Source organism: Acinetobacter sp. ANC_7682, assembly GCF_056779795.1.
Map to the genome: position 1 here is coordinate 43,399 of NZ_JBWYIQ010000017.1, position 19,152 is coordinate 62,550.

The following is a 19,152-nucleotide window of genomic DNA, read 5'->3' on the forward strand; positions in this document are numbered from 1 at the left end:
GTATCACTTTACTTCAACATACTAGACTTATGGGTTTTCAACAATCCTTTTAAAATAATCAAGATGTGCTGGTCTGAAACTTTAATTGTCTTAATTGTTTTGCATGTTGAAGGGTGGTCTCGCTAATTTCGACACCACCAGTCATACGAGCAAGCTCTAATATCCGTTGATCTTCATCAAGCTCAACGATAGTGCTGCTAGCAGGGTCTGTTTGCAGTTTTTTCACTAACAAATGTTGGTCCGATTGCGCTGCAACTTGGGCTTGATGTGTAATACATAGAATTTGAACATGTTGACCTAATCCAGCCAATAAGCGACCGACAATCTCAGCTGTTCCACCACTGATACCCACATCAATTTCATCAAAAACGAGTACTTCAGCTTCGGTTTTTTCTGCATTCATGACTTGCATGACCAATGCAATACGTGACAATTCACCACCAGAGGCAACCTTCGCAAGCGGTTGAGGTGGAATCCCTTTGTTTGCTGTGAACAATAATTGAATAAAACTAAACCCTTCAGATGAAGGCTGCTCCAGAGGATCGAAACGGAATTCAAAATGAGCTTCTGGTAAAGCCAGTTGTTTGACTTGTTCTGTCAAGAGTTTGGCTAAGGGCTCTGCTGCTTTACGACGAATATCATCTAGATATTGAGCTTTCTCTATAAACTGTTGATGTGAAATTTCAACTTGTTCAGCCAAAGTCTCTGGATCTTCAAGCTGATGTAATTGTTCTAGCTCTGCCTGCCAATGTTCGTATTCTGATTTTAAATCTTCGGGCTGTACTCGATATTTGCGCGCTAAACGATGGAATATTTCCAGTTGTGTGTTTAACTCTTCCATTCGTTCAGGATCAAAACTCTGACGGTCAATGAATTGTTTTAAATTAGCACTGGCATCATCGAGTTCACTTTGCGCATTTAATAATGAGTTATAAATTTCAGAGAGTAAATCACTACGACCCGCATGAGATTCAAGCTTGCGAATAATACTTGAAATTTCCTGAGTGATATTTTGATCAGACTCATCTAAAACGTTGATTGCATAACTACAATCTTGCATGATGTGTTCATGATGACTTAAGCGATCGAACTCTTGTTCAATTTCTTTATAGTCAAGTCGAACCACTTCTTCTAATTCTTCTAATTGAAGATTAAGTGTCTCAATGCGTTGAAGGCGGGTGGTCTGTGCATCAAGCGCAGCTTGATGCTGTCGGATATTTTTTTGCCATGCGTTATAACTGTCTTTGACAGCAAGCGTATGTTGACCAAAGTTGCTGTAACGATCTAACCAATGTTTTGGATAGGGCGGTTCTAACAGTTGTTGCTGACTATGCTGGCTGTAAAGTTGGACTAAGAGTCTGCCTATTTCCTTTAATTCTGACAGACTACTTGGACGTCCATTGATCCAAGCTTTACTACGACCTGTAGCAAATATTACCCGTCTTAGATGAATTTCACCTGATTCATCTGCCAGCTCATGAGTGCTTAACCATTCAGCTTCGGGACTTTGATCTTGATAACTAAATACGGCTGTAACATCAGCCTTATCTGAACCATAACGAACGTAATTCGTATCAGTACGCTCGCCTAAACACGCTGATAATGCATCGAGTAATAAAGATTTACCTGCACCAGTTTCACCCGTAAGAACATTGAAACCTTGATCAATATCAATGGCTAAGTTATCGGCTAAAGCAAAGTTGATCAGATTAAGGTGTGTCAGCATAAACGCATCCGAGCTGCGAAAGTGTGGATTCTAAGATAGAGAAATTTTGTTTTAGTCTCAAGTCACGACATTTGAATATGAGAACTTTTAGTTTGCATTTTAACTGAAATTAGGTTGATTACTAGTGACTGAATATATTCTTTTACCTGTGTACAAAAGATACATAGAAGAAATCAAAAAAATCTTTAAATTTCATCAATAGGGAATAAAAGTTGCTTATAAAAACCATTGCAAAACACTGATTGATTAGTTGCTCGAGCGCAATTAAACTACGGCAATTAAAATTTATAAAATGCGCATTATTTGGAGAATACGCATGTCATCACAATTTGATCATGTATCTGTTGTAAAAAAATCAAATGTTTATTTTGGCGGGACGTGTATTAGCCACACTGTTCAATTTGAAGACGGTACGAAAAAAACACTTGGGGTTATTCTACCGACGGAACAACCGCTTACTTTTGAAACACATGTACCAGAGCGTATGGAAATTATTTCTGGTGAATGTCGTGTCACAATTGCAGACAATGAAGAACATGAGCTTTTCCGTGCAGGGCAGTCGTTTTACGTGCCTGGTGAGAGTCGTTTCAAAATCGAAACAGATGACGTATTAGACTACGTTTGTCATTTCGAAGGCTAATTACCCAAAAAAAATTTGACCAACATTCAATGGTCAAATCGGTTAAACTATTCGCTATATAAAATCCTGTAAAGTTGGCTTTGCGGGATTTTTCTTTTCTATATTATTGTATTGTCTTAGTGAGTTGAGGTCGTTCATGGCTAAACCCGAATATTATTATGGCGTTCATTCTGTGGAGTCATTGTTGGAGTTAGAACCTGAACGCGTTTTGACTCTATTTGCACTAAAAGGTCGTGAAGATCAACGTTTAAAACGTATTTTTGAGTTGGCTGAACCTTTCGGAATTAGTATTCAAAAAGCGAGCCGAGACAGCCTTGAAAAACTGGCTGGACAACCTTTTCATCAAGGTGTCGTTGCTGCAGTTCGTCCTCATCCAACGCTGAATGAAAATGATCTTGAGCAATTAATCAAAAGTACAGACAATGTTTTTTTACTGGCGCTTGACCAAGTGACGGACCCGCATAATTTGGGTGCGTGTATTCGAACTGCGGCAGCCATGGGCGTACACGCGGTTGTTGTTCCTCGTGATCGTTCTGCGAGCTTAACACCAACGGCTCGTAAGGTTGCTGCTGGTGGTGCAGAGAAAGTTAAATTTATCCAAGTGACGAATTTGGCTCGTACTTTAGCTAAAATCAAAGATGATTTTAATGTACGAGTGATTGGCACGATGTTAGATGAGCATGCTCTACCTATTCACGAATGTGATTTGACTGGTCCTGTCGCAGTGATTATGGGTGCTGAAGATACTGGTTTAAGACCGATTACTCAGGCGCAATGCGATCAAAAAGTTTATATTCCAATGAGTGGAAATTTACAAAGTTTGAATGTGAGTGTGGCGACAGGCATGGCACTTTACGAAGCGTGTAGACAACGTCAAGCCTAATTTGAGATGGCACTTTCAGATCGAGCCCAAGGCTATTTTTTTCTTATTACTACCATGTGCATCTGGGGGGGATTTACCCTCACTGCACGATTAAATGCGCTATGGCACATCAATACGTGGGACATTGTGGCACTGCGTTTTTCACTGGCTTTTTTGATCTTAATGCCGATTTTACTTTATCGTAGAGAAGCCTCTTTTTTACTTAAAAAAGAACCATTTATTTTGGCAATGATTGGTGGTGTGATCTATTGTTTGTTGGCTTATAGCGCATTTCACTATGCACCGACTGCGCATGCTGCAATTTTTCTCAATGGTTGTATTCCTATTTGTACTGCCATCGTGGCTTTTATATTGATGAAGCAGGCTTTTGATCGTCATACATGGGCAAGTTTGCTCATTATGATCACCGTGCTCGGTATTATGAGTCTCCTGATGTATCGTGAATCAGGCATTCCTTTTGGTGCTGGTGATGGATTATTCTTCTTGAGCGCCATTTTTTGGGCAATATTTACCGTATTACTGCGTAAATTCCAACTGAGTGCATGGCAGGCGATGTGTGGAGTTGCCATCTGGTCAGCCGTGATTTATGTACCCATTTACGTGTTATTTTTACCCAAAGATCTTAGTACTCCTGAGCCTCAGCATTTACTGTTTCAGACAATATTTCATGGCATATTCGTGGTCATTATTGCAACTTTAACTTATGTGGAAGCGATTAAAAGACTCGGAGCTTTTAAAGCAGGGAGCATTACCAATTTAGCGCCTTTTTTAGCTGCAATTTTGGCAGTGCCTTTGTTAAATGAACCTTTAAGTATTGCGATGTTATTTGGGTTGTTGGGTATGGCGATAGGCGCATTACAACCATGGCGATGGCTGGGTCGCCAAGATGCACTAAGCCAAAAACTTGAGCAACAAAAAAAGCAGTCTTCTTAGACTGCTTTTTTAAAATCTAAGCTTGTTGTGTAATATCGAGATAATATTGGTGTTTTACTGCGAGTTGTTGATAGAGATGATCAAGTTCACCATCATTAATAACAACATCGTCTGCACGTTTTAATTTTTCTTCACGAGACATTTGCGCACTCATTATTTTTTTAATTTGCTCAATGTCTTGATGATCACGTTGCGAAGCACGCAAGATTTGTAATTCTGTGGATGCATCGATCAGTAAAGTACGTTGAGTAAGTTGGTGTTGATTGGTTTCAAATAAGAGTGGGGAAACTAAAATGGCATAAGGACTGGTCGCCCGTTGTAGTTGTTCAATAATCGATAGGCGAATTGCAGGATGCGTAATATTTTCTAATATCTTTCTAGCTTCAGGATGTTTGAAAATATGGTCTCTTAACGCTCTGCGGTCGAGTGCGCCATCTTCCAATAGCACCCAATCCCCAAAATGATCTTTAATTTTTTGTAGTGCAGGTTTTCCAATTTCAACCACTTCACGTGCTACGATATCTGCATCAACAACAGTAATACCTTGTGTTTCAAACCACTGACTTGCAGCAGTTTTTCCACTTCCAATACCACCTGTTAAGCCCAAAATAAAGCGCATGTAAAAAACCTTGTAATTATCATAATGGGGCTTATTTTAGCTTAACCGCCTAAATAAACCTTCATAATTTCGTTACCCCATAAGAATGCAATCCATCCAGCAATCGCAATATAAGGTCCAAAAGCAAAGGGCTGATTTTCTTTTTTGACTTTCATCAAAATGATGCCGATGATTGCACCGACTAAGGATGAAAGTAGGACAATGAGCGGTAATAAAAATGGACCCATCCATGCACCAAGCGCGGCCAGTAATTTGAAGTCGCCATATCCCATTCCTTCTTTGCCTGTCACGATTTTAAATAGATAGTACACCACCCATAAACAGAGGAAACCAATCAAATAACCCCAAATGGCGGAGGTAGGTGAGGTGTAGAGTGCATAGCTATTTACCGCTAAACCAAGTGCAGCCAAGGGGAGAGTATATCGATCGGGTAAAAGTTGTGTATCGAAGTCGATGAATGTGAGTGCGATCAGTGTCCACGTTAAAATTAAGCCAAAAAGCATTTGTAGGCTTGGACCAAATACCGCGACGACCACTAATGAGCAAACAGCAGTCAAAACTTCTACCAGTGGATAACGAATGCCAATCGGATTTTCACATTCACCACATTTTCCACGTAAAAATAACCAACTTATCACGGGGATATTTTGATACCAACGAATAGGTGTTTTACATTTCGGGCAGGTCGATGCGGGTTTACTTAGCGTGAGCTTATCTTCATCAATTATGGCTTGGTCGGGATGTAAAAACATCTGACAGTCTTGACGCCATTCTTGCTCCATCATTTTAGGTGTGCGGTAAATGACAACATTTAAAAAACTGCCGACACATAAGCTGATGATTCCTACAGTTAAATAGAGTGCTGTAGGCGATTGAATTAAATACGCAATTATTTCGTTCATTACACCACAGAACCCATTTGGAAGATTGGAAGATACATTGCGATGACTAAGCCGCCGACCAAGACACCTAGAATGGCCATAATCAAAGGCTCCATCATGGAGGTTAAGCCATCGACAGCATTGTCGACTTCACTTTCATAATGGGTTGCAACCTTATCTAGCATAGCATCGAGTGAACCCGATTCTTCACCAATCGCTACCATTTGCACAGCCATAGATGGGAATAAATTGGTCGAGCGCATAGCGAAATGAAGTTGTTGACCAGTCGCAACGTCGTCACGAATACGCATAACTGCTTGCTCATATACCACGTTATTCGTTGCACCAGCTGTTGATTGGAGTGCATCGATTAAAGGGACGCCGGCAGCAAATGTGGTTGAAAGTGTACGGCTATAACGTGCGATAATTGCTTTATAAACCAGATCACCAAAAATAGGCAGCCTTAAAGCCGTGCGATCTAATGCATCCGCAAATTTTTGACTACGTTTTTTGGCTTCAATAAAGCCGATAATGGTCAGCGCGATACCGATAATTAAAATAAACCAATATTTTTGCACCCACTCAGACATTGCCACTACGAGTTGCGTGAACGCAGGTAAGTCTGCGCCAAATGAGCTAAACATCTCAGAGAAGACAGGAACCACTTTGACCATCAAAATAATGGTCACAATAATTGCAACAACAATGACAGCAATTGGATACTTCATCGCTTTTTTAATTTTTTGTTTGAGAACTTCACTTTTTTCTTTATAAATCGCGACTCGATCGAGCATGGTTTCAAGCGCACCTGATTGCTCACCTGATTCTACCAATGAGCAGAATAACTGATCAAAATGCTGAGGATATTTGCGTAGTGCACCTGCAAAAGTATTACCACCTTCGACCTCAGTTTTAATACCCAAAACCACTTCACGCATTGCAGGATTATCTAAGCCTTCTGCAACAATTTCAAAGCTTTGAACAAGTGGTACACCTGCTTTCATCATGGTGGCAAGCTGACGCGTAAAGATGGTGATGTCCAAAGTAGACACTTTCTTCTTCATTAAGCCTTCAAGAATATTCTTGCGCTTCTCGCGGATACTACGCACCGTAATGCCTTGTTTGCGGAGCATGACTTTTGCAAGTTGAATATTACGCGCAGGCATTTCACCTTTAACTTTGGTTCCCTTGCGATCCACGCCGTCATATACAAACGTTGGCATCATCTGTGCTTTTTTCACCGCCATAATGATTTCCTTATTTTTAATTATTCACTGGTCACTCGATTCACTTCTTGTAAAGAAGTAAGTCCGTTCATGACCTTAATTAATCCTGAACGTCGAAGATTCTTAAACCCCAGTCTTTCAGATGCAGCTGCAATCTCTAATGCATTGCCATCATCCATAATAATCTTCGAAATTTCAGGTGTCACTTTCATGACTTCATAAATACCGACACGTCCTTTATAACCATCACGGCACTCAGGACAACCGACAGGTTGATAAATTTTAAAATCTGGATCTGCTAAATCCTGTTCTGTGAATCCCATTTCTAACAAACTTGGTTTAGGAATATCAGCAGGTACTTTACAGTGTACACACAGTCGTCTAGCAAGTCGTTGAGCAATGACGAGATTCACCGAAGTTGCAATATTAAAAGAGGGAACCCCCATATTGCGCAACCGGGTTAAGGTTTCAGGAGCACTATTGGTATGAAGTGTAGACATCACCATGTGGCCTGTTTGTGCTGCCTTAATTGCAATTTCAGCTGTTTCGAGATCTCGAATCTCCCCGACCATAATAATATCAGGATCTTGACGCAGGAATGATTTCAATGCGACTGAGAAGCTTAAGCCCACTTTATAGTTGACGTTGACCTGATTAATGCCTTCTAAGTTAATTTCTACGGGATCTTCTGCTGTAGAGATGTTGGCATTTTCAGTATTTAAAATATTCAATCCTGTATAAAGCGATACTGTTTTACCAGAACCTGTTGGACCCGTAATCAGTAACATGCCTTGAGGCTTCTCAAGTGCCTCAAGGAATAAAGCTTTCTGATCTTCTTCATAACCTAATGCATCAATACCGAGCATTGCACTAGACGGATCCAAAATACGTAATACGATTTTTTCGCCAAATAGGGTTGGTAATGAGTTAACACGAAAATCAATCGCTTTAGTACGAGATAATTTAAGCTTAATACGGCCATCTTGCGGAATACGCTTTTCTGAAATATCCATTTGAGACATAACTTTCAAGCGTGAAGCTAATCGATTCGCGAGTTGCAATGGTGGATTTGCAATAGTTCTTAAAACACCATCAACGCGGTATCGAACTCGGTACGTTTTTTCATAAGGTTCGAAGTGTAAATCTGATGCACCCATGCGAATGGCGTCAACCAAAAGCTTGTTGATGTACTTAACAATCGGGGAATCATCACCTGAAGGACCATCATCGTTATTATTTTGCGGTGTATCGTTCTCGACCACGTTAACGTCAAGATCTTCATCACCGAAATTGAAATTCTCATTTTCAGAAAAATGCTTTTCGATCAGTTTTTCAAGTTTATTATGTTCTACAGTAATAGGAACGACGTTTAATTTACTATTAAATCGAATTGCTTCCAATGCTTCGATATCTGTAGGATCACTCGTCGCTACAAATAAAGATATACCTCTTTGATACAAAGGTAAGATTACATGTTTTGTAACAAGATTTTCTGCAACGATATCTTTGGGTAGTAACTCAACATTATATGCATCTAAATCGAACAATGGCTCCCCAAACTCTTGAGCAACCATTTCAGCAATCGTATTTGCTCGTATTTTGAGATGTTCAACGAGGTAAGGTACTAATTTTTGATGAGATTTTTTTGAATTAATAATAGCATTTTGCATTTGCTGGGAGGTCAAAATGCCTTCATCAACCAAACGACGACTTAACCCAGAAAATTTTGGCCCACTTTGATCTAAAGTCATCCCCAATACGCCTTAAATTCATTTTATAATTCGAATATTAAAATTATACGGTTATAAGTAGAAAATTCTATACTTAAAATCATTAATATTATCCGAAAACTATGAAAAAATTGAATTTTTTCACTTATTCTGTTGGATATCGTGTCTTATGTTGTCTTTTTTTAAAGAATTCTAGGTGCTGAATCTGTATCCATTGAATTTTTACGTTAATTTTTTAAAATCCGTGTAGAATGTGCGCATTTTTGATAGAAGGTTAGATCTATGTCGGGTTCGACAATTACTCCGTGGGTTGTAGGCAATTGGAAAATGAACCCAATGCAGGCTAACACGCAACAGCTTTTAGCTGATTTGAAACAACAGCTTGAGCAAGCTTCAATCGCTCATGAAGTTTGTAAAATTGGTGTTGCGCCAACTTTATTGGCTTTACTCCAAGTAAAAAATGAACTTGCAACAGATGCTCATGAAGTGTTTGTGGTTGCTCAAGATGTATCGCGTATTGCTGGTACTGGTGCATTTACAGGTGAAGTCAGTGCAGATCTTTTAAAGGATAGCCAAGTCGATTATGTATTAATTGGACATTCTGAGCGTCGTGAAATATTTAATGACACGCCTGCGATTCTTAATGAAAAAATAAAAAATGCTTTAGCTGCTAACTTACATATCATCTATTGTGTGGGTGAAAGCCTTGAACAGCGTGAAAGTGGGCAAGCTGAGCAAGTGGTGTTACAACAAATTTGTGACATTGCAGGTGTTGTGAATCCAGAGCAATGGGTGCATATTACCGTCGCCTACGAGCCAATTTGGGCAATTGGTACTGGTAAAACAGCTTCCCCGGATGATGCACAAGCAATGCATGCTAAAATTCGTGAAGGATTGAGTCAAATTACACCTGAAGGTCAAAACATAGCAATTCTTTATGGTGGTAGTGTAAAACCTGATAATGCTGTTGAATTGGCAGCATGCCCAGATATTAATGGTGCCCTCGTAGGCGGTGCATCACTCAATGCAGAATCATTTGTTCAAATTGCGCAAGCATTTGCTCAATCAAAATAATTAGGAGTTCATCATGCAATCTTTTGTACTGGTGCTACACATCATTTTAGCGTTATTGATGATTATTTTAATTCTAGTACAGCATGGTAAAGGTGCAGATGCTGGTGCGTCTTTTGGCGGTGGCGGTGCAGCGACTGTATTTGGCGCTTCTGGTTCTGGTAACTTCTTAACACGTTTAACTGGGATACTTACTGCTTTATTCTTTATTACAAGTATTAGTTTGGCTTACTTTGCAAAGCAGCAAACGACAGATGCTTATGGTTTGAAAACGATTAACACAACTGAGCAAGTTGATCAAAAATCGCCTGAAACTTCATCAACTGCACCAAAACCAGCTGAATAATTGAATATTTCGCTTTCAATTTTTCATTGAAACCACTAGAATGCGTCACAGCTGCGGTGGTGGTGGAATTGGTAGACACGCTACCTTGAGGTGGTAGTGCTTTCGGGCGTGGGGGTTCAAGTCCCCCCTTCCGCACCAACTTATAATCCAGAAGTTTAAGTTGGTGTTTGCAGCAAAATCTGTTGATGCGGGATGGAGCAGTCTGGTAGCTCGTCGGGCTCATAACCCGAAGGTCGTTGGTTCAAATCCAGCTCCCGCTACCAATCAATCCTATAATTAAGATGCAAACTTAAAATAGGCAACTTAAACAAAGTTTGAGTTGAGATATACTTTTTGCACGTTGATGCGGGATGGAGCAGTCTGGTAGCTCGTCGGGCTCATAACCCGAAGGTCGTTGGTTCAAATCCAGCTCCCGCTACCACTTTTGATTAAGGTGCAACTTAATCAAGTCTAATTAGAGAGTTTTTCTGATTGAAAAATGATTCAAATTTAGATATAATTTTGCACGTTGATGCGGGATGGAGCAGTCTGGTAGCTCGTCGGGCTCATAACCCGAAGGTCGTTGGTTCAAATCCAGCTCCCGCTACCAAGTTTCTAAAGAGGCTCACAACTAGGTGGGCCTTTTTGCACAGTGGGCATTGCTTTTCTGTGCAATAATGGGGGCGAATGCGCCCTTTTTTGTTATCTATCGTGTAGTGTGGACATCAATTGGTCAAATAATCATGCTATCACTATAGTTAGTCTGTGTCGGTCTGTTGGCCGATTGAATCGCACATAAATGACGAGAGTAAATGAAGTTATCAAATAAAACCCAAGCATTGTATGAACTGATCGCACCCGCTGTTGAGGCGTGCGATGTTGAACTATGGGGTTTAGAATTTACACCTCAGGGTAAGCGTTCGCTAGTACGTATCTACATTGACAAGCCTGAAGATCCAAACAAAGAACCTGTTATTTCCGAAGACGGTGAAATTGATCTTGGTCGTGGTGTGGGTGTGCAAGATTGTGTACGTGTTACCCAACAAGTTGGTGCAATCCTCGATGTTCATGATCCAATTTCTGGTGAATATGCATTAGAAGTTTCATCACCAGGTTGGGATCGCACTTTCTTTAAACTTGAACAGATGCAAGCATATATTGGTCAACAAGTTGCTTTACGTTTGATTTCTGCAGTGGATAACCGCCGTAAATTCCAAGCGAAACTGGTTGCTGTAGATGTAGAAAATGAAATGATCCAAGTTGAAGTTGAAAAGCAACAAGTGCTCGAGATCGATAGTCACAATATCGATAAGGCCAACTTGATCTACCAAGACTAAATTAATCTTAACTAAAAGAATTTGAATAGTAGGTGACTTATGGGCCGTGAAATTCTTACCGTTGCTGAGACGGTTAGTAATGAAAAAGGTGTTAGTCGTGAAGCGATTTTCGAAGCGCTCGAGCAAGCTCTAGTTGCTGCAACGAAGAAAAAATTCTACGAAGGCACAAATTCTGAAGAAGCACAGTTGCGCGTTGAAATCGATCGTAAGACTGGTGAATACCGTACTTTCCGTCAATGGACTGTAGTAGCAGATGAAGATCATGAAATGCCTGCATGCCAAGACGCGATTTCTGATGTGGACCCAGCGAAATGGTCAATCGGTGATGTGCGTGAGCTTGAAGTAGAATCAATTGAATTTGGTCGTATTGCAGCTCAAATCGCGAAGCAAGTTATTGTTCAGAAAATTCGTGAAGCTGAACGTGCGCTTATTGCAGATGCATATGAATCTAAAGTTGGTGAGTTAATTTACGGTGAAGTAAAGAAACAAACTAAAGATGGTTTCATCATTGACCTCGGTGAGAATGCGGAAGCATATCTTGCACGCGAAGAAATGATCGCAAAAGAAATTTTACGTCCTAAACAACGTGTAAATGCGATTTTATTTAACGTAAACCGTGAAGGTCGTGGTGCGCAGCTACAACTTTCTCGTGCTAAGCCAGAAATGTTAATGGCATTGATGAAAAAAGAAATTCCAGAAATTTCTGAAGAAATCATCGAAATTAAAGCTGCTGCACGTCAACCGGGTGTTCGTGCTAAAATTGCAGTGAAAACGAACGATCATCGTATTGATCCAGTTGGTGCATGTATTGGTATGCGTGGAACACGTATCCAAGCTGTACAGCAAGAATTAAACGGTGAACGTATTGATGTTGTAGTTTGGTCAGATGATCCAGCTCAATATATCGCAAGTGCTTTAGAGCCAGCAGATGTATCGGGTATTGTGATTGATGAAGAAGAACGCACAGCAGATATTATTTTTGCTACAAGCGATCAATTGGCGCGTGCAATTGGTTCTCAAGGTCAAAACGTACGTTTAGCCTCTGAGTTAACTGGTTACAAGCTCAATATGATGCTTGAAGAAGAGTACCGTGCTCGTCAACAAAATGAAGCACAGCAATATCTCGATATGTTTGTAGGTCGTCTTGATATTGAAGAAGACCTTGCGATGGCATTGGTAGAAATGGGCTTTACTTCACTTGAAGAGATTGCTTACGTTCCAGCTGAAACATTTGATGAAATCGAATTAGATGCAGAAACGGTTGAGCTTTTACAAAGCCGTGCGAAAGAAGTTGCATTAGCAGATGCACTGAAAGAGCAAGAAAATATTCAAGAACCGAGCGAAGAGCTTCTAGCGATGGAAGGAATGAGTTCAGAGCTTGCTTATGCATTAGCGGCTCGCGGTGTAATCACAGTAGATGATTTAGCAGATCAGGCAACTGATGATATCTCTGATATCGAAGGTTTAGGTGCTGAGAAAGCAGGTCAATTGATCATGAAAGCACGTGAATCATGGTTTAATTAACGAGGAGGTCATACATGACGGATAAGTCAATTAAAGAGTTAGCAGTCAGCGTAGGTCTTCCAGTTGAAAAACTATTAGATCAGGTGCGAGATGCTGGGTTGCCTCAATCTAAGGCAGAAGACACAATCTCAGTAGAACAGCAAGACCGTTTAGTCGCTCATTTGAAAAAAGCGCATGGGCAAGACAGCGGCAGCGCAGGAAAAATCACGTTGAAACGTAAAACTACGAGTACTGCAAAAGTAGCAAGTACATCAGGTAAAGCTAAAACTATTAACGTAGAAGTTCGTAAGAAGCATACGTTCACTAAGCCAGATCCTGAACAAATTAAAGCTGAAGCATTGGCAAAAGCAAAAGCTGAAACTGAAGCAAAAGCACAGCAAAAAGTTGAAGTTAAACCAGTTCAAGCTGAAGAGAAGGCGCAACCTGCAGTAAGTAAAGCGAAAGCGAACTTAGATGCAATGCGTGCTGCAGCGAAACAATCGAGTGAGAAGCAAGAAGTTGCTAAAGCTGCGGTTGTGGTTAAGCGCAAGTCAACAAATAAACCGATTGTTAAACAAGCAACTAAGCCAACTGAAACTACAGAACAGAAAAAAGCACGTGAAGCTGAAGCTGCTAAATTAAAAGCAGTTGAAGAAGCAGCACGTCGTAAAGCAGCTGAAGAAGCACAACAACGTACGCTTGAACAAATGCGTCAGATGGCTTCTAAGTACTCTAATGAAGATGCAACTGCAACGATTCGTGTGGTCGATGATTCTCCATTGGCTGCTGGTCTTGTTGGTCAAGCATACGAAGATTCATTTGCGAAAGAAGACCGTGACATTAAGCGTGGTAATAACACACCAGGTGCACGTTCTCCTAAGAAAGGTGGTCGTCGTGGTCAAGAAGAGCAATCTTTCCGTGACAACTCTCATAAACGTGGTTTGAAATCAAGCCAAGCTAATAAACATGGTTTCGAGAAGCCAGTTAAAAAGCAAGTTTATGATGTTGAAATCGGTGCAACTATTGTTGTTGCTGACCTTGCTGCAAAAATGGCGATTAAGGTTCGTGAAGTAATTAAAACACTCATGAAAATGGGTGAGCTTGTCACTCAAAACCAATCAATCGACCAAGATACAGCAGTTCTAGTGGTTGAAGAAATGGGTCATAACCCAGTTCTAGTATCAGATACTCAAGCGGAAGATAACTTGCTTGAGGCGGCTGAAGAAGCACGTGGTGCACAAACAACGCGTCCACCAGTGGTTACTATCATGGGTCACGTTGACCATGGTAAGACATCGCTTCTTGATCGTATTCGTCGTGCGAAAGTAGCGCAAGGTGAAGCGGGCGGTATTACACAGCATATCGGTGCTTATCACGTTACAACGGATAAAGGTATTATCACGTTCTTGGATACTCCGGGACACGCAGCATTTACTGCGATGCGTTCACGTGGTGCGAAAGCAACTGATATCGTTGTATTGGTGGTCGCAGCTGATGATGGTGTTATGCCACAAACAGCGGAAGCGATTGACCATGCTCGTGCAGCAGGTACGCCAATCATTGTTGCAATCAACAAGATGGATAAAGAATCTGCTGATCCAGATCGTGTATTGAACGAATTGACAACTAAAGAAATCGTACCTGAGCAATGGGGTGGTGATGTCCCTGTCGCGATGGTTTCTGCGCACACCGGTGCAGGTATTGATGAACTTCTTGACTTGATCTTGATTCAATCTGAACTTCTAGAGCTTAAAGCTTCTGAAGAAGGTGCGGCACAAGGTGTTGTAATCGAAGCGCGTGTTGATAAAGGCCGTGGAGCGGTTACTTCGATTCTTGTTCAAAATGGTACATTAAAAGTAGGTGACCTTGTTCTAGCTGGTGCATCTTACGGTCGTGTACGTGCGATGACTGATGAAAATGGTCAACGTATTAAATCTGCAGGTCCATCGATTCCAGTTGAGATCTTAGGTCTTCCAGAAGCGCCAATGGCGGGTGATGAAGTTCTTGTTGTTAACGATGAGAAGAAAGCTCGTGAAGTGGCTGATGCACGTATGGATCGTGAGCGTCAGAAACGTTTAGAGCGTCAATCTGCAATGCGTCTTGAAAACTTAATGGCTTCAATGGGCAAAAAAGATGTGCCGATTGTGAATGTAGTTCTGAAGACAGATGTTCGCGGTACATTGGAAGCGCTTCATGTTGCATTGGCTGAACTTTCAACTGATGAAGTGAAAGTGCGTGTCATTGGTTCAGGTGTTGGTGCGATTACTGAGTCTGATGTCACACTTGCAGAATCTTCTGAAGCATTCTTATTAGGCTTTAACGTTCGTGCAGATAATACAGCGCGCCAAAAAGCTGATGCAGATGGTATCGACATCCGTTACTACTCAATCATTTACCAATTGATTGATGATGTGAAAGATGCAATGAGTGGTAAGCTTGCACCAGAACATCGTGAAACAATTCTTGGTGTGGCTGAAGTACGTGAAGTATTCCACTCAAGTAAATTTGGTGCTGCAGCAGGTTGTATGGTTCTTGAAGGCTTATTACACCGTAACAAACCAATTCGTGTCTTACGTGATGACGTGGTTGTGTTCCAAGGTGAACTCGAATCACTTCGCCGTTATAAAGAAGTGGTTGAAGAAGTTCGTGCTGGTATGGAATGTGGTCTTGCAGTCAAAGGCTATAAAGACATCAAAGTGCTCGATAAAATCGAAGTCTATGATGTTCAATTAATTAAACGGAGTCTTTAATGGCGGGTAGTCAACGTCTTAAGCGTATGGCGGACACGGTTCAGCGAGAATTGTCTGAACTTATCCGTCAGGAGCTGAAAGATCCACGCTTAGGTGGTCTTGTGACCATCTCAGCGGTGAAAGTGAGCCCAGATTTAGGCTATGCTGAAGTTTATGTCACTGTCATGGGGCGTGAACTTGGTGATGAACAAAGTGAAGCAGCAAATAAAGATACTCTAGATGTTTTAAATAAAGCATCAGGTTTTCTGCGCCATGAGCTGAGTCGTCGTATTAAGACACGTATCACACCTCGTTTACGTTTCCATTATGATAAAACTAATGCATACGGAAACTACATGTTTGGTCTAATTGCTGAAGCTGTGAAGGATTTACCTCCAGCTGACGATAAAAAAGACGAAGAGTAATTTCAAACAAAAAGCCACCTTAGGGTGGCTTTTTTTATCTTAATGTTTTTATATAAATTAAAGCCATAAAATAAATGCTACATTCAATTTTGAATTTGCGTATACAATATTTTTAATTAAACAAATACAAATAAATAATGAGGTTGATGTCATGCAAATTTTAAAAAAATCAGCTGTTGTGCTCGCATTATCAAGTTCCTTGCTTTTCACAGGTTGTGGGTACAATACACTTCAAGCGAAAGATGAAGCGGTGACTGCATCATGGTCTGAGGTACAAAACCAATACCAGCGTCGAGCAGACCTTATTCCGAATTTGGTGAATGTAGTTAAAGGATATGCAGAACATGAAGAACAAGTTTTAACTGAAGTCACAGAGGCACGTGCAAATGTTGCAGGGCTCAAAGTTGATAAAGAAGTACTTGAAAATCCAGAATTGTTTAAACGATACCAAGAAGCGCAATCACAAATGACAAGTGCATTATCACGTTTGCTGGCAGTGACTGAGAACTATCCAGATCTTAAAGCAAATGAGCAATTCCGTGATTTGCAGGTACAATTAGAGGGTACAGAAAACCGTATAGCAGTTGCGCGTAATCGCTATATTTCTACCGTCCAAGATTACAACACCTATGTTCGTCAATTCCCACAAGTCATAACTGCAAAAGTCATTGGTATGGATGCAAAAGAAAACTTTAGTGCCGAAGCGAGTGCACAAAAGGCACCGAATGTTTCTTTTGATTAAATCAGTGATTAGAAGTTAATGAATATGAGCATGAGAACACAGCATCTTAGACACAATAGTATGAAATTGATTTCATGGCTATTTGTCTTTGTGATGACCTGTACATTGCAAACGGTTCATGCAGAAACTGCAACAGCAGTAGATCATGAGTCTGACGCGATTGTGCTGGGAAAAGTGATTCAACCCAACTCAACAAATCCATCATCAAGTGCTCAGCAAAATAAACCAACACCAGTATCTCCTGTTACTGTTTCAAATGATATGCAGGAAGGAGACTCACGACGTCAACTTCCTACATTAAATGAACCTGTGATAGATCAGGCGAATATACTTTCTCCTCAAGAAAAGTCGGAGCTTGATACAATAATTCGCGGTCTATATAGCGAGGGTAAGGCTCAAATTGGGATCGTCATCGTTCCAACAACTGGTCAGGAAGGTATCTTTGATTTTGCAATGCGGACTGCACAGACTTGGGGGTTGGGTTCTGCTCAACAAGATAATGGCTTGTTAATCGCGGTGGCAATTAATGATAGAAGATTACATATCGCAACAGGCTATGGATTGGAAGGTGTCATTCCAGATATCGTTGCGAGTCGAATCATTCGTGAACAAATCACGCCTTACTTTAAAGTCAATCAATTTGGACAGGGTTTAATTTCAGGAGTCAGAGAAATTGAACGAATCGTTAACCTTGATCCTGAAATTGCCCAACAAGCCGCTGAAGAACTGAAACTTAGACAAGAACAAGCCTTAAAAGCACAATATGCAAAAGAAAAGACATTTAACACGGTATTATTCATTTTGATTGCTGGTGTGATTGGTTCTTTTATTATTGGTAATCGTTTAAGTGCTTCGGTCGCGGGTGTTACTGCTTTTGCTGCGAGCATGATTTACGGTTCAGGGATTTTAATCAGCTTGATTGTGGGTATTGGAATTTTCTTTTTATTATTTACATCAATTGCACAGTTGATTTTCCAAGCATTTTTATCTGGCGGAGGACGCGGCGGCAGTGGCGGTCGAGGCGGATTTGGCGGTGGTGGATTTAGTGGCGGTGGTGGTGGCTTTGGTGGGGGAGGTGCGTCAGGCTCATGGTAACAAAAACTGAAACGACAGAAATTATCACTGAACCAAAGTTGCAACAAGTATCTCAACCGAGCTTCAAGCGTTGGATTAAGCACTTTTGTTATTTGCCTGCATCTAAACGTTATTTTTCCAAAATGGATCAAAATGCAATTGCTGAGGCGGTGAAACATGCGGAACAAGGGCATGTTGGTGAGATTCAAGTGGTCATAGAGGGATATATTCCATGTGCCTTGGCTTATTCAATGAATACTCGTCAGCGAGCAGAACAACTTTTTGCTGAATTAGGTGTATGGGATACAGAGTTTAATAGTGGTGTACTGATATATTTAAATCTATGTGAACAGAAAGTTGAAATTGTGATTGATCGTGGAATTCAAAAGGTCACAACGCAACAGGATTGGCAAGCAATCTGTGATCACATGATTAATAAGCTAAAAAATAAAAATTATAAACAGGGTGTTATTGTTGGTGTGATGGAAGTCGGGGAAATTTTGAATCGTTTTTATGATGATAAAGTGCAAGATTTGGAAAATGAGCTCAGTAATCAGCCAATTATTTTAAATTGATTTAAGAAAAGTGACAAAAAATGTCACTTTTTTACATAAATTAACATTAAAAATAAATTTGAAAATTATTTATTGGCAACCTTAAAGCGTTATCCGAAAATAGCATCAGTTAGTTAGCAACAACAAAATCTATTTTGGGGATAGGTTGTTAACTTTGAACTTAAAAAATTAGGAGAGATGTTATGAACGCTCAAAAAGGTTTTACTTTAATCGAGTTAATGATTGTTGTTGCAATTATCGGTATTCTTGCAGCGATTGCGATTCCTGCTTATCAAAACTATGTTGCTAAATCACAAGTTTCAGTTGGTTTAGCTGATATCACTGGCGCTAAAACAAATATTGAGGCGCAATTAGCAGATGGAATTACTAATACCTTAACTACACCTGCATCTGTTGGACTTAAAGACAGTACTGGTACGTGTGTAGGTACAGGAAGTGGAGAAAGTGCAGTTCCGGGTATTGCTGTTTCAGTAACAAGTACTGGTGCTGCATCGGTTGTATGTACACTGAAAGGTTCTTCTAAGATTAATGGAAAAACAATTGGATGGTATCGTACTGCAGATCAAAATGCTGCTGCTGCTAATGGTGAAAATCCTGAAGTTACTGAATCTACAGGCGAGTGGACATGTAAAACTAACGCTCCTTTAACATTAGCTCCAAAGTCTTGTGAAGCACTATAATATAGTTTAAGAGCATTAGAAATGCGCCTTCAGGGCGCATTTTTTATCAAATA

At 40.5% G+C, this 19,152-nt stretch carries 18 protein-coding genes and 4 tRNA genes; 17 read left to right on the forward strand and 5 right to left on the reverse strand.

The features are described 5' to 3' along the window. Positions 1-58 precede the first annotated feature (58 nt). Positions 59-1,726, reverse strand: coding sequence for a DNA repair protein RecN (gene recN / locus AC1M9D_RS08325; protein ID WP_179998798.1), 1,668 nt, complete (start codon positions 1,724-1,726; stop codon positions 59-61). A 316-nt stretch (positions 1,727-2,042) separates the two neighbouring features. Between recN and ppnP the strand changes: the two genes are divergently transcribed. The 3 genes from ppnP (at position 2,043) to AC1M9D_RS08340 (ending at position 4,182) form a co-directional block, all read left to right on the forward strand. Next, positions 2,043-2,366, forward strand: coding sequence for a pyrimidine/purine nucleoside phosphorylase (gene ppnP, locus AC1M9D_RS08330; RefSeq protein WP_092766653.1), 324 nt, complete (start codon positions 2,043-2,045; stop codon positions 2,364-2,366). Between the two features lie 136 nt (positions 2,367-2,502). Beyond that, complete coding sequence (rlmB, locus tag AC1M9D_RS08335) at positions 2,503-3,249, forward strand: 23S rRNA (guanosine(2251)-2'-O)-methyltransferase RlmB (RefSeq protein ID WP_481611924.1); 747 nt, start codon at positions 2,503-2,505, stop codon at positions 3,247-3,249. A gap of 6 nt (positions 3,250-3,255) precedes the next feature. Beyond that, a complete protein-coding gene (locus tag AC1M9D_RS08340; RefSeq protein WP_092766655.1) occupies positions 3,256-4,182 on the forward strand; it encodes a DMT family transporter in 927 nt (308 codons plus the stop codon). A gap of 16 nt (positions 4,183-4,198) precedes the next feature. Here the strand turns inward: AC1M9D_RS08340 and coaE are convergent, their stop codons facing one another. The 4 genes from coaE to pilB are packed head-to-tail and all read right to left on the reverse strand — an operon-like array spanning position 4,199 to position 8,659. Beyond that, positions 4,199-4,801 (reverse strand): dephospho-CoA kinase, encoded by a 603-nt coding sequence (gene coaE / locus AC1M9D_RS08345; protein WP_092766656.1) that lies wholly within the window; start codon positions 4,799-4,801, stop codon positions 4,199-4,201. A gap of 41 nt (positions 4,802-4,842) precedes the next feature. Beyond that, complete coding sequence (locus AC1M9D_RS08350; protein ID WP_035266012.1) at positions 4,843-5,703, reverse strand: prepilin peptidase; 861 nt, start codon at positions 5,701-5,703, stop codon at positions 4,843-4,845. Next, positions 5,703-6,929: a type II secretion system F family protein gene (locus AC1M9D_RS08355; RefSeq protein ID WP_035266014.1), complete on the reverse strand. Its 1,227-nt coding sequence runs from the start codon at positions 6,927-6,929 to the stop codon at positions 5,703-5,705. Before AC1M9D_RS08355 ends, AC1M9D_RS08350 begins: the two co-directional genes overlap by 1 nt. Positions 6,930-6,949: 20 nt before the next feature. Further along, positions 6,950-8,659: a type IV-A pilus assembly ATPase PilB gene (gene pilB, locus AC1M9D_RS08360; protein ID WP_092766658.1), complete on the reverse strand. Its 1,710-nt coding sequence runs from the start codon at positions 8,657-8,659 to the stop codon at positions 6,950-6,952. 261 nt (positions 8,660-8,920) lie between these two features. Here pilB and tpiA point away from each other — a divergent pair, with 261 nt between their 5' ends. The 14 genes from tpiA to AC1M9D_RS08430 all read left to right on the forward strand — a co-directional run bounded on the left by tpiA (position 8,921) and on the right by AC1M9D_RS08430 (position 19,099). Next, positions 8,921-9,712 (forward strand): triose-phosphate isomerase, encoded by a 792-nt coding sequence (gene tpiA / locus AC1M9D_RS08365; RefSeq protein ID WP_481611925.1) that lies wholly within the window; start codon positions 8,921-8,923, stop codon positions 9,710-9,712. 13 nt (positions 9,713-9,725) lie between these two features. Beyond that, positions 9,726-10,055, forward strand: coding sequence for a preprotein translocase subunit SecG (gene secG / locus AC1M9D_RS08370; RefSeq protein ID WP_035266018.1), 330 nt, complete (start codon positions 9,726-9,728; stop codon positions 10,053-10,055). A gap of 53 nt (positions 10,056-10,108) precedes the next feature. Beyond that, positions 10,109-10,193: transfer RNA gene (locus AC1M9D_RS08375), tRNA-Leu, on the forward strand. 48 nt (positions 10,194-10,241) lie between these two features. Further along, positions 10,242-10,318: transfer RNA gene (locus AC1M9D_RS08380), tRNA-Met, on the forward strand. A gap of 81 nt (positions 10,319-10,399) precedes the next feature. Further along, positions 10,400-10,476: transfer RNA gene (locus tag AC1M9D_RS08385), tRNA-Met, on the forward strand. A 91-nt stretch (positions 10,477-10,567) separates the two neighbouring features. Next, positions 10,568-10,644, forward strand: a tRNA-Met gene (locus AC1M9D_RS08390). A gap of 202 nt (positions 10,645-10,846) precedes the next feature. Beyond that, positions 10,847-11,371, forward strand: coding sequence for a ribosome maturation factor RimP (gene rimP, locus AC1M9D_RS08395; protein WP_035266019.1), 525 nt, complete (start codon positions 10,847-10,849; stop codon positions 11,369-11,371). Positions 11,372-11,410: 39 nt separating this feature from the next. Then, on the forward strand, positions 11,411-12,895 hold the full coding sequence (nusA, locus tag AC1M9D_RS08400) for a transcription termination factor NusA (protein ID WP_035266021.1): 1,485 nt from the start codon (positions 11,411-11,413) through the stop codon (positions 12,893-12,895). 14 nt (positions 12,896-12,909) lie between these two features. Continuing rightward, positions 12,910-15,624: a translation initiation factor IF-2 gene (infB, locus tag AC1M9D_RS08405; RefSeq protein WP_481611926.1), complete on the forward strand. Its 2,715-nt coding sequence runs from the start codon at positions 12,910-12,912 to the stop codon at positions 15,622-15,624. After that, positions 15,624-16,028 (forward strand): ribosome-binding factor A, encoded by a 405-nt coding sequence (locus AC1M9D_RS08410; RefSeq protein WP_035266025.1) that lies wholly within the window; start codon positions 15,624-15,626, stop codon positions 16,026-16,028. The genes infB and AC1M9D_RS08410 overlap by 1 nt, the downstream gene beginning before the upstream one ends. A gap of 151 nt (positions 16,029-16,179) precedes the next feature. Beyond that, positions 16,180-16,770, forward strand: a complete 591-nt coding sequence (locus AC1M9D_RS08415; RefSeq protein WP_481611927.1) for a LemA family protein — start codon at positions 16,180-16,182, stop codon at positions 16,768-16,770. A gap of 24 nt (positions 16,771-16,794) precedes the next feature. Beyond that, complete coding sequence (locus AC1M9D_RS08420) at positions 16,795-17,865, forward strand: TPM domain-containing protein (protein WP_481611928.1); 1,071 nt, start codon at positions 16,795-16,797, stop codon at positions 17,863-17,865. Continuing rightward, on the forward strand, positions 17,859-18,419 hold the full coding sequence (locus AC1M9D_RS08425; protein WP_481611929.1) for a TPM domain-containing protein: 561 nt from the start codon (positions 17,859-17,861) through the stop codon (positions 18,417-18,419). The genes AC1M9D_RS08420 and AC1M9D_RS08425 overlap by 7 nt, the downstream gene beginning before the upstream one ends. 182 nt (positions 18,420-18,601) lie before the next feature. Then, positions 18,602-19,099, forward strand: coding sequence for a pilin (locus tag AC1M9D_RS08430; RefSeq protein WP_481611930.1), 498 nt, complete (start codon positions 18,602-18,604; stop codon positions 19,097-19,099). Positions 19,100-19,152: the final 53 nt, after the last annotated feature.

What these genes read in the sequence shown, in the direction of transcription:
- recN (WP_179998798.1), bottom strand. Translation starts at nt 1,726, where the DNA reads ATGCTGACACACCTTAATCTGATCAACTTTGCTTTAGCCGATAACTTA.
- ppnP (WP_092766653.1), top strand. Translation starts at nt 2,043, where the DNA reads ATGTCATCACAATTTGATCATGTATCTGTTGTAAAAAAATCAAATGTT.
- rlmB (WP_481611924.1), top strand. Translation starts at nt 2,503, where the DNA reads ATGGCTAAACCCGAATATTATTATGGCGTTCATTCTGTGGAGTCATTG.
- AC1M9D_RS08340 (WP_092766655.1), top strand. Translation starts at nt 3,256, where the DNA reads ATGGCACTTTCAGATCGAGCCCAAGGCTATTTTTTTCTTATTACTACC.
- coaE (WP_092766656.1), bottom strand. Translation starts at nt 4,801, where the DNA reads ATGCGCTTTATTTTGGGCTTAACAGGTGGTATTGGAAGTGGAAAAACT.
- AC1M9D_RS08350 (WP_035266012.1), bottom strand. Translation starts at nt 5,703, where the DNA reads ATGAACGAAATAATTGCGTATTTAATTCAATCGCCTACAGCACTCTAT.
- AC1M9D_RS08355 (WP_035266014.1), bottom strand. Translation starts at nt 6,929, where the DNA reads ATGGCGGTGAAAAAAGCACAGATGATGCCAACGTTTGTATATGACGGC.
- pilB (WP_092766658.1), bottom strand. Translation starts at nt 8,659, where the DNA reads ATGACTTTAGATCAAAGTGGGCCAAAATTTTCTGGGTTAAGTCGTCGT.
- tpiA (WP_481611925.1), top strand. Translation starts at nt 8,921, where the DNA reads ATGTCGGGTTCGACAATTACTCCGTGGGTTGTAGGCAATTGGAAAATG.
- secG (WP_035266018.1), top strand. Translation starts at nt 9,726, where the DNA reads ATGCAATCTTTTGTACTGGTGCTACACATCATTTTAGCGTTATTGATG.
- rimP (WP_035266019.1), top strand. Translation starts at nt 10,847, where the DNA reads ATGAAGTTATCAAATAAAACCCAAGCATTGTATGAACTGATCGCACCC.
- nusA (WP_035266021.1), top strand. Translation starts at nt 11,411, where the DNA reads ATGGGCCGTGAAATTCTTACCGTTGCTGAGACGGTTAGTAATGAAAAA.
- infB (WP_481611926.1), top strand. Translation starts at nt 12,910, where the DNA reads ATGACGGATAAGTCAATTAAAGAGTTAGCAGTCAGCGTAGGTCTTCCA.
- AC1M9D_RS08410 (WP_035266025.1), top strand. Translation starts at nt 15,624, where the DNA reads ATGGCGGGTAGTCAACGTCTTAAGCGTATGGCGGACACGGTTCAGCGA.
- AC1M9D_RS08415 (WP_481611927.1), top strand. Translation starts at nt 16,180, where the DNA reads ATGCAAATTTTAAAAAAATCAGCTGTTGTGCTCGCATTATCAAGTTCC.
- AC1M9D_RS08420 (WP_481611928.1), top strand. Translation starts at nt 16,795, where the DNA reads ATGAGCATGAGAACACAGCATCTTAGACACAATAGTATGAAATTGATT.
- AC1M9D_RS08425 (WP_481611929.1), top strand. Translation starts at nt 17,859, where the DNA reads ATGGTAACAAAAACTGAAACGACAGAAATTATCACTGAACCAAAGTTG.
- AC1M9D_RS08430 (WP_481611930.1), top strand. Translation starts at nt 18,602, where the DNA reads ATGAACGCTCAAAAAGGTTTTACTTTAATCGAGTTAATGATTGTTGTT.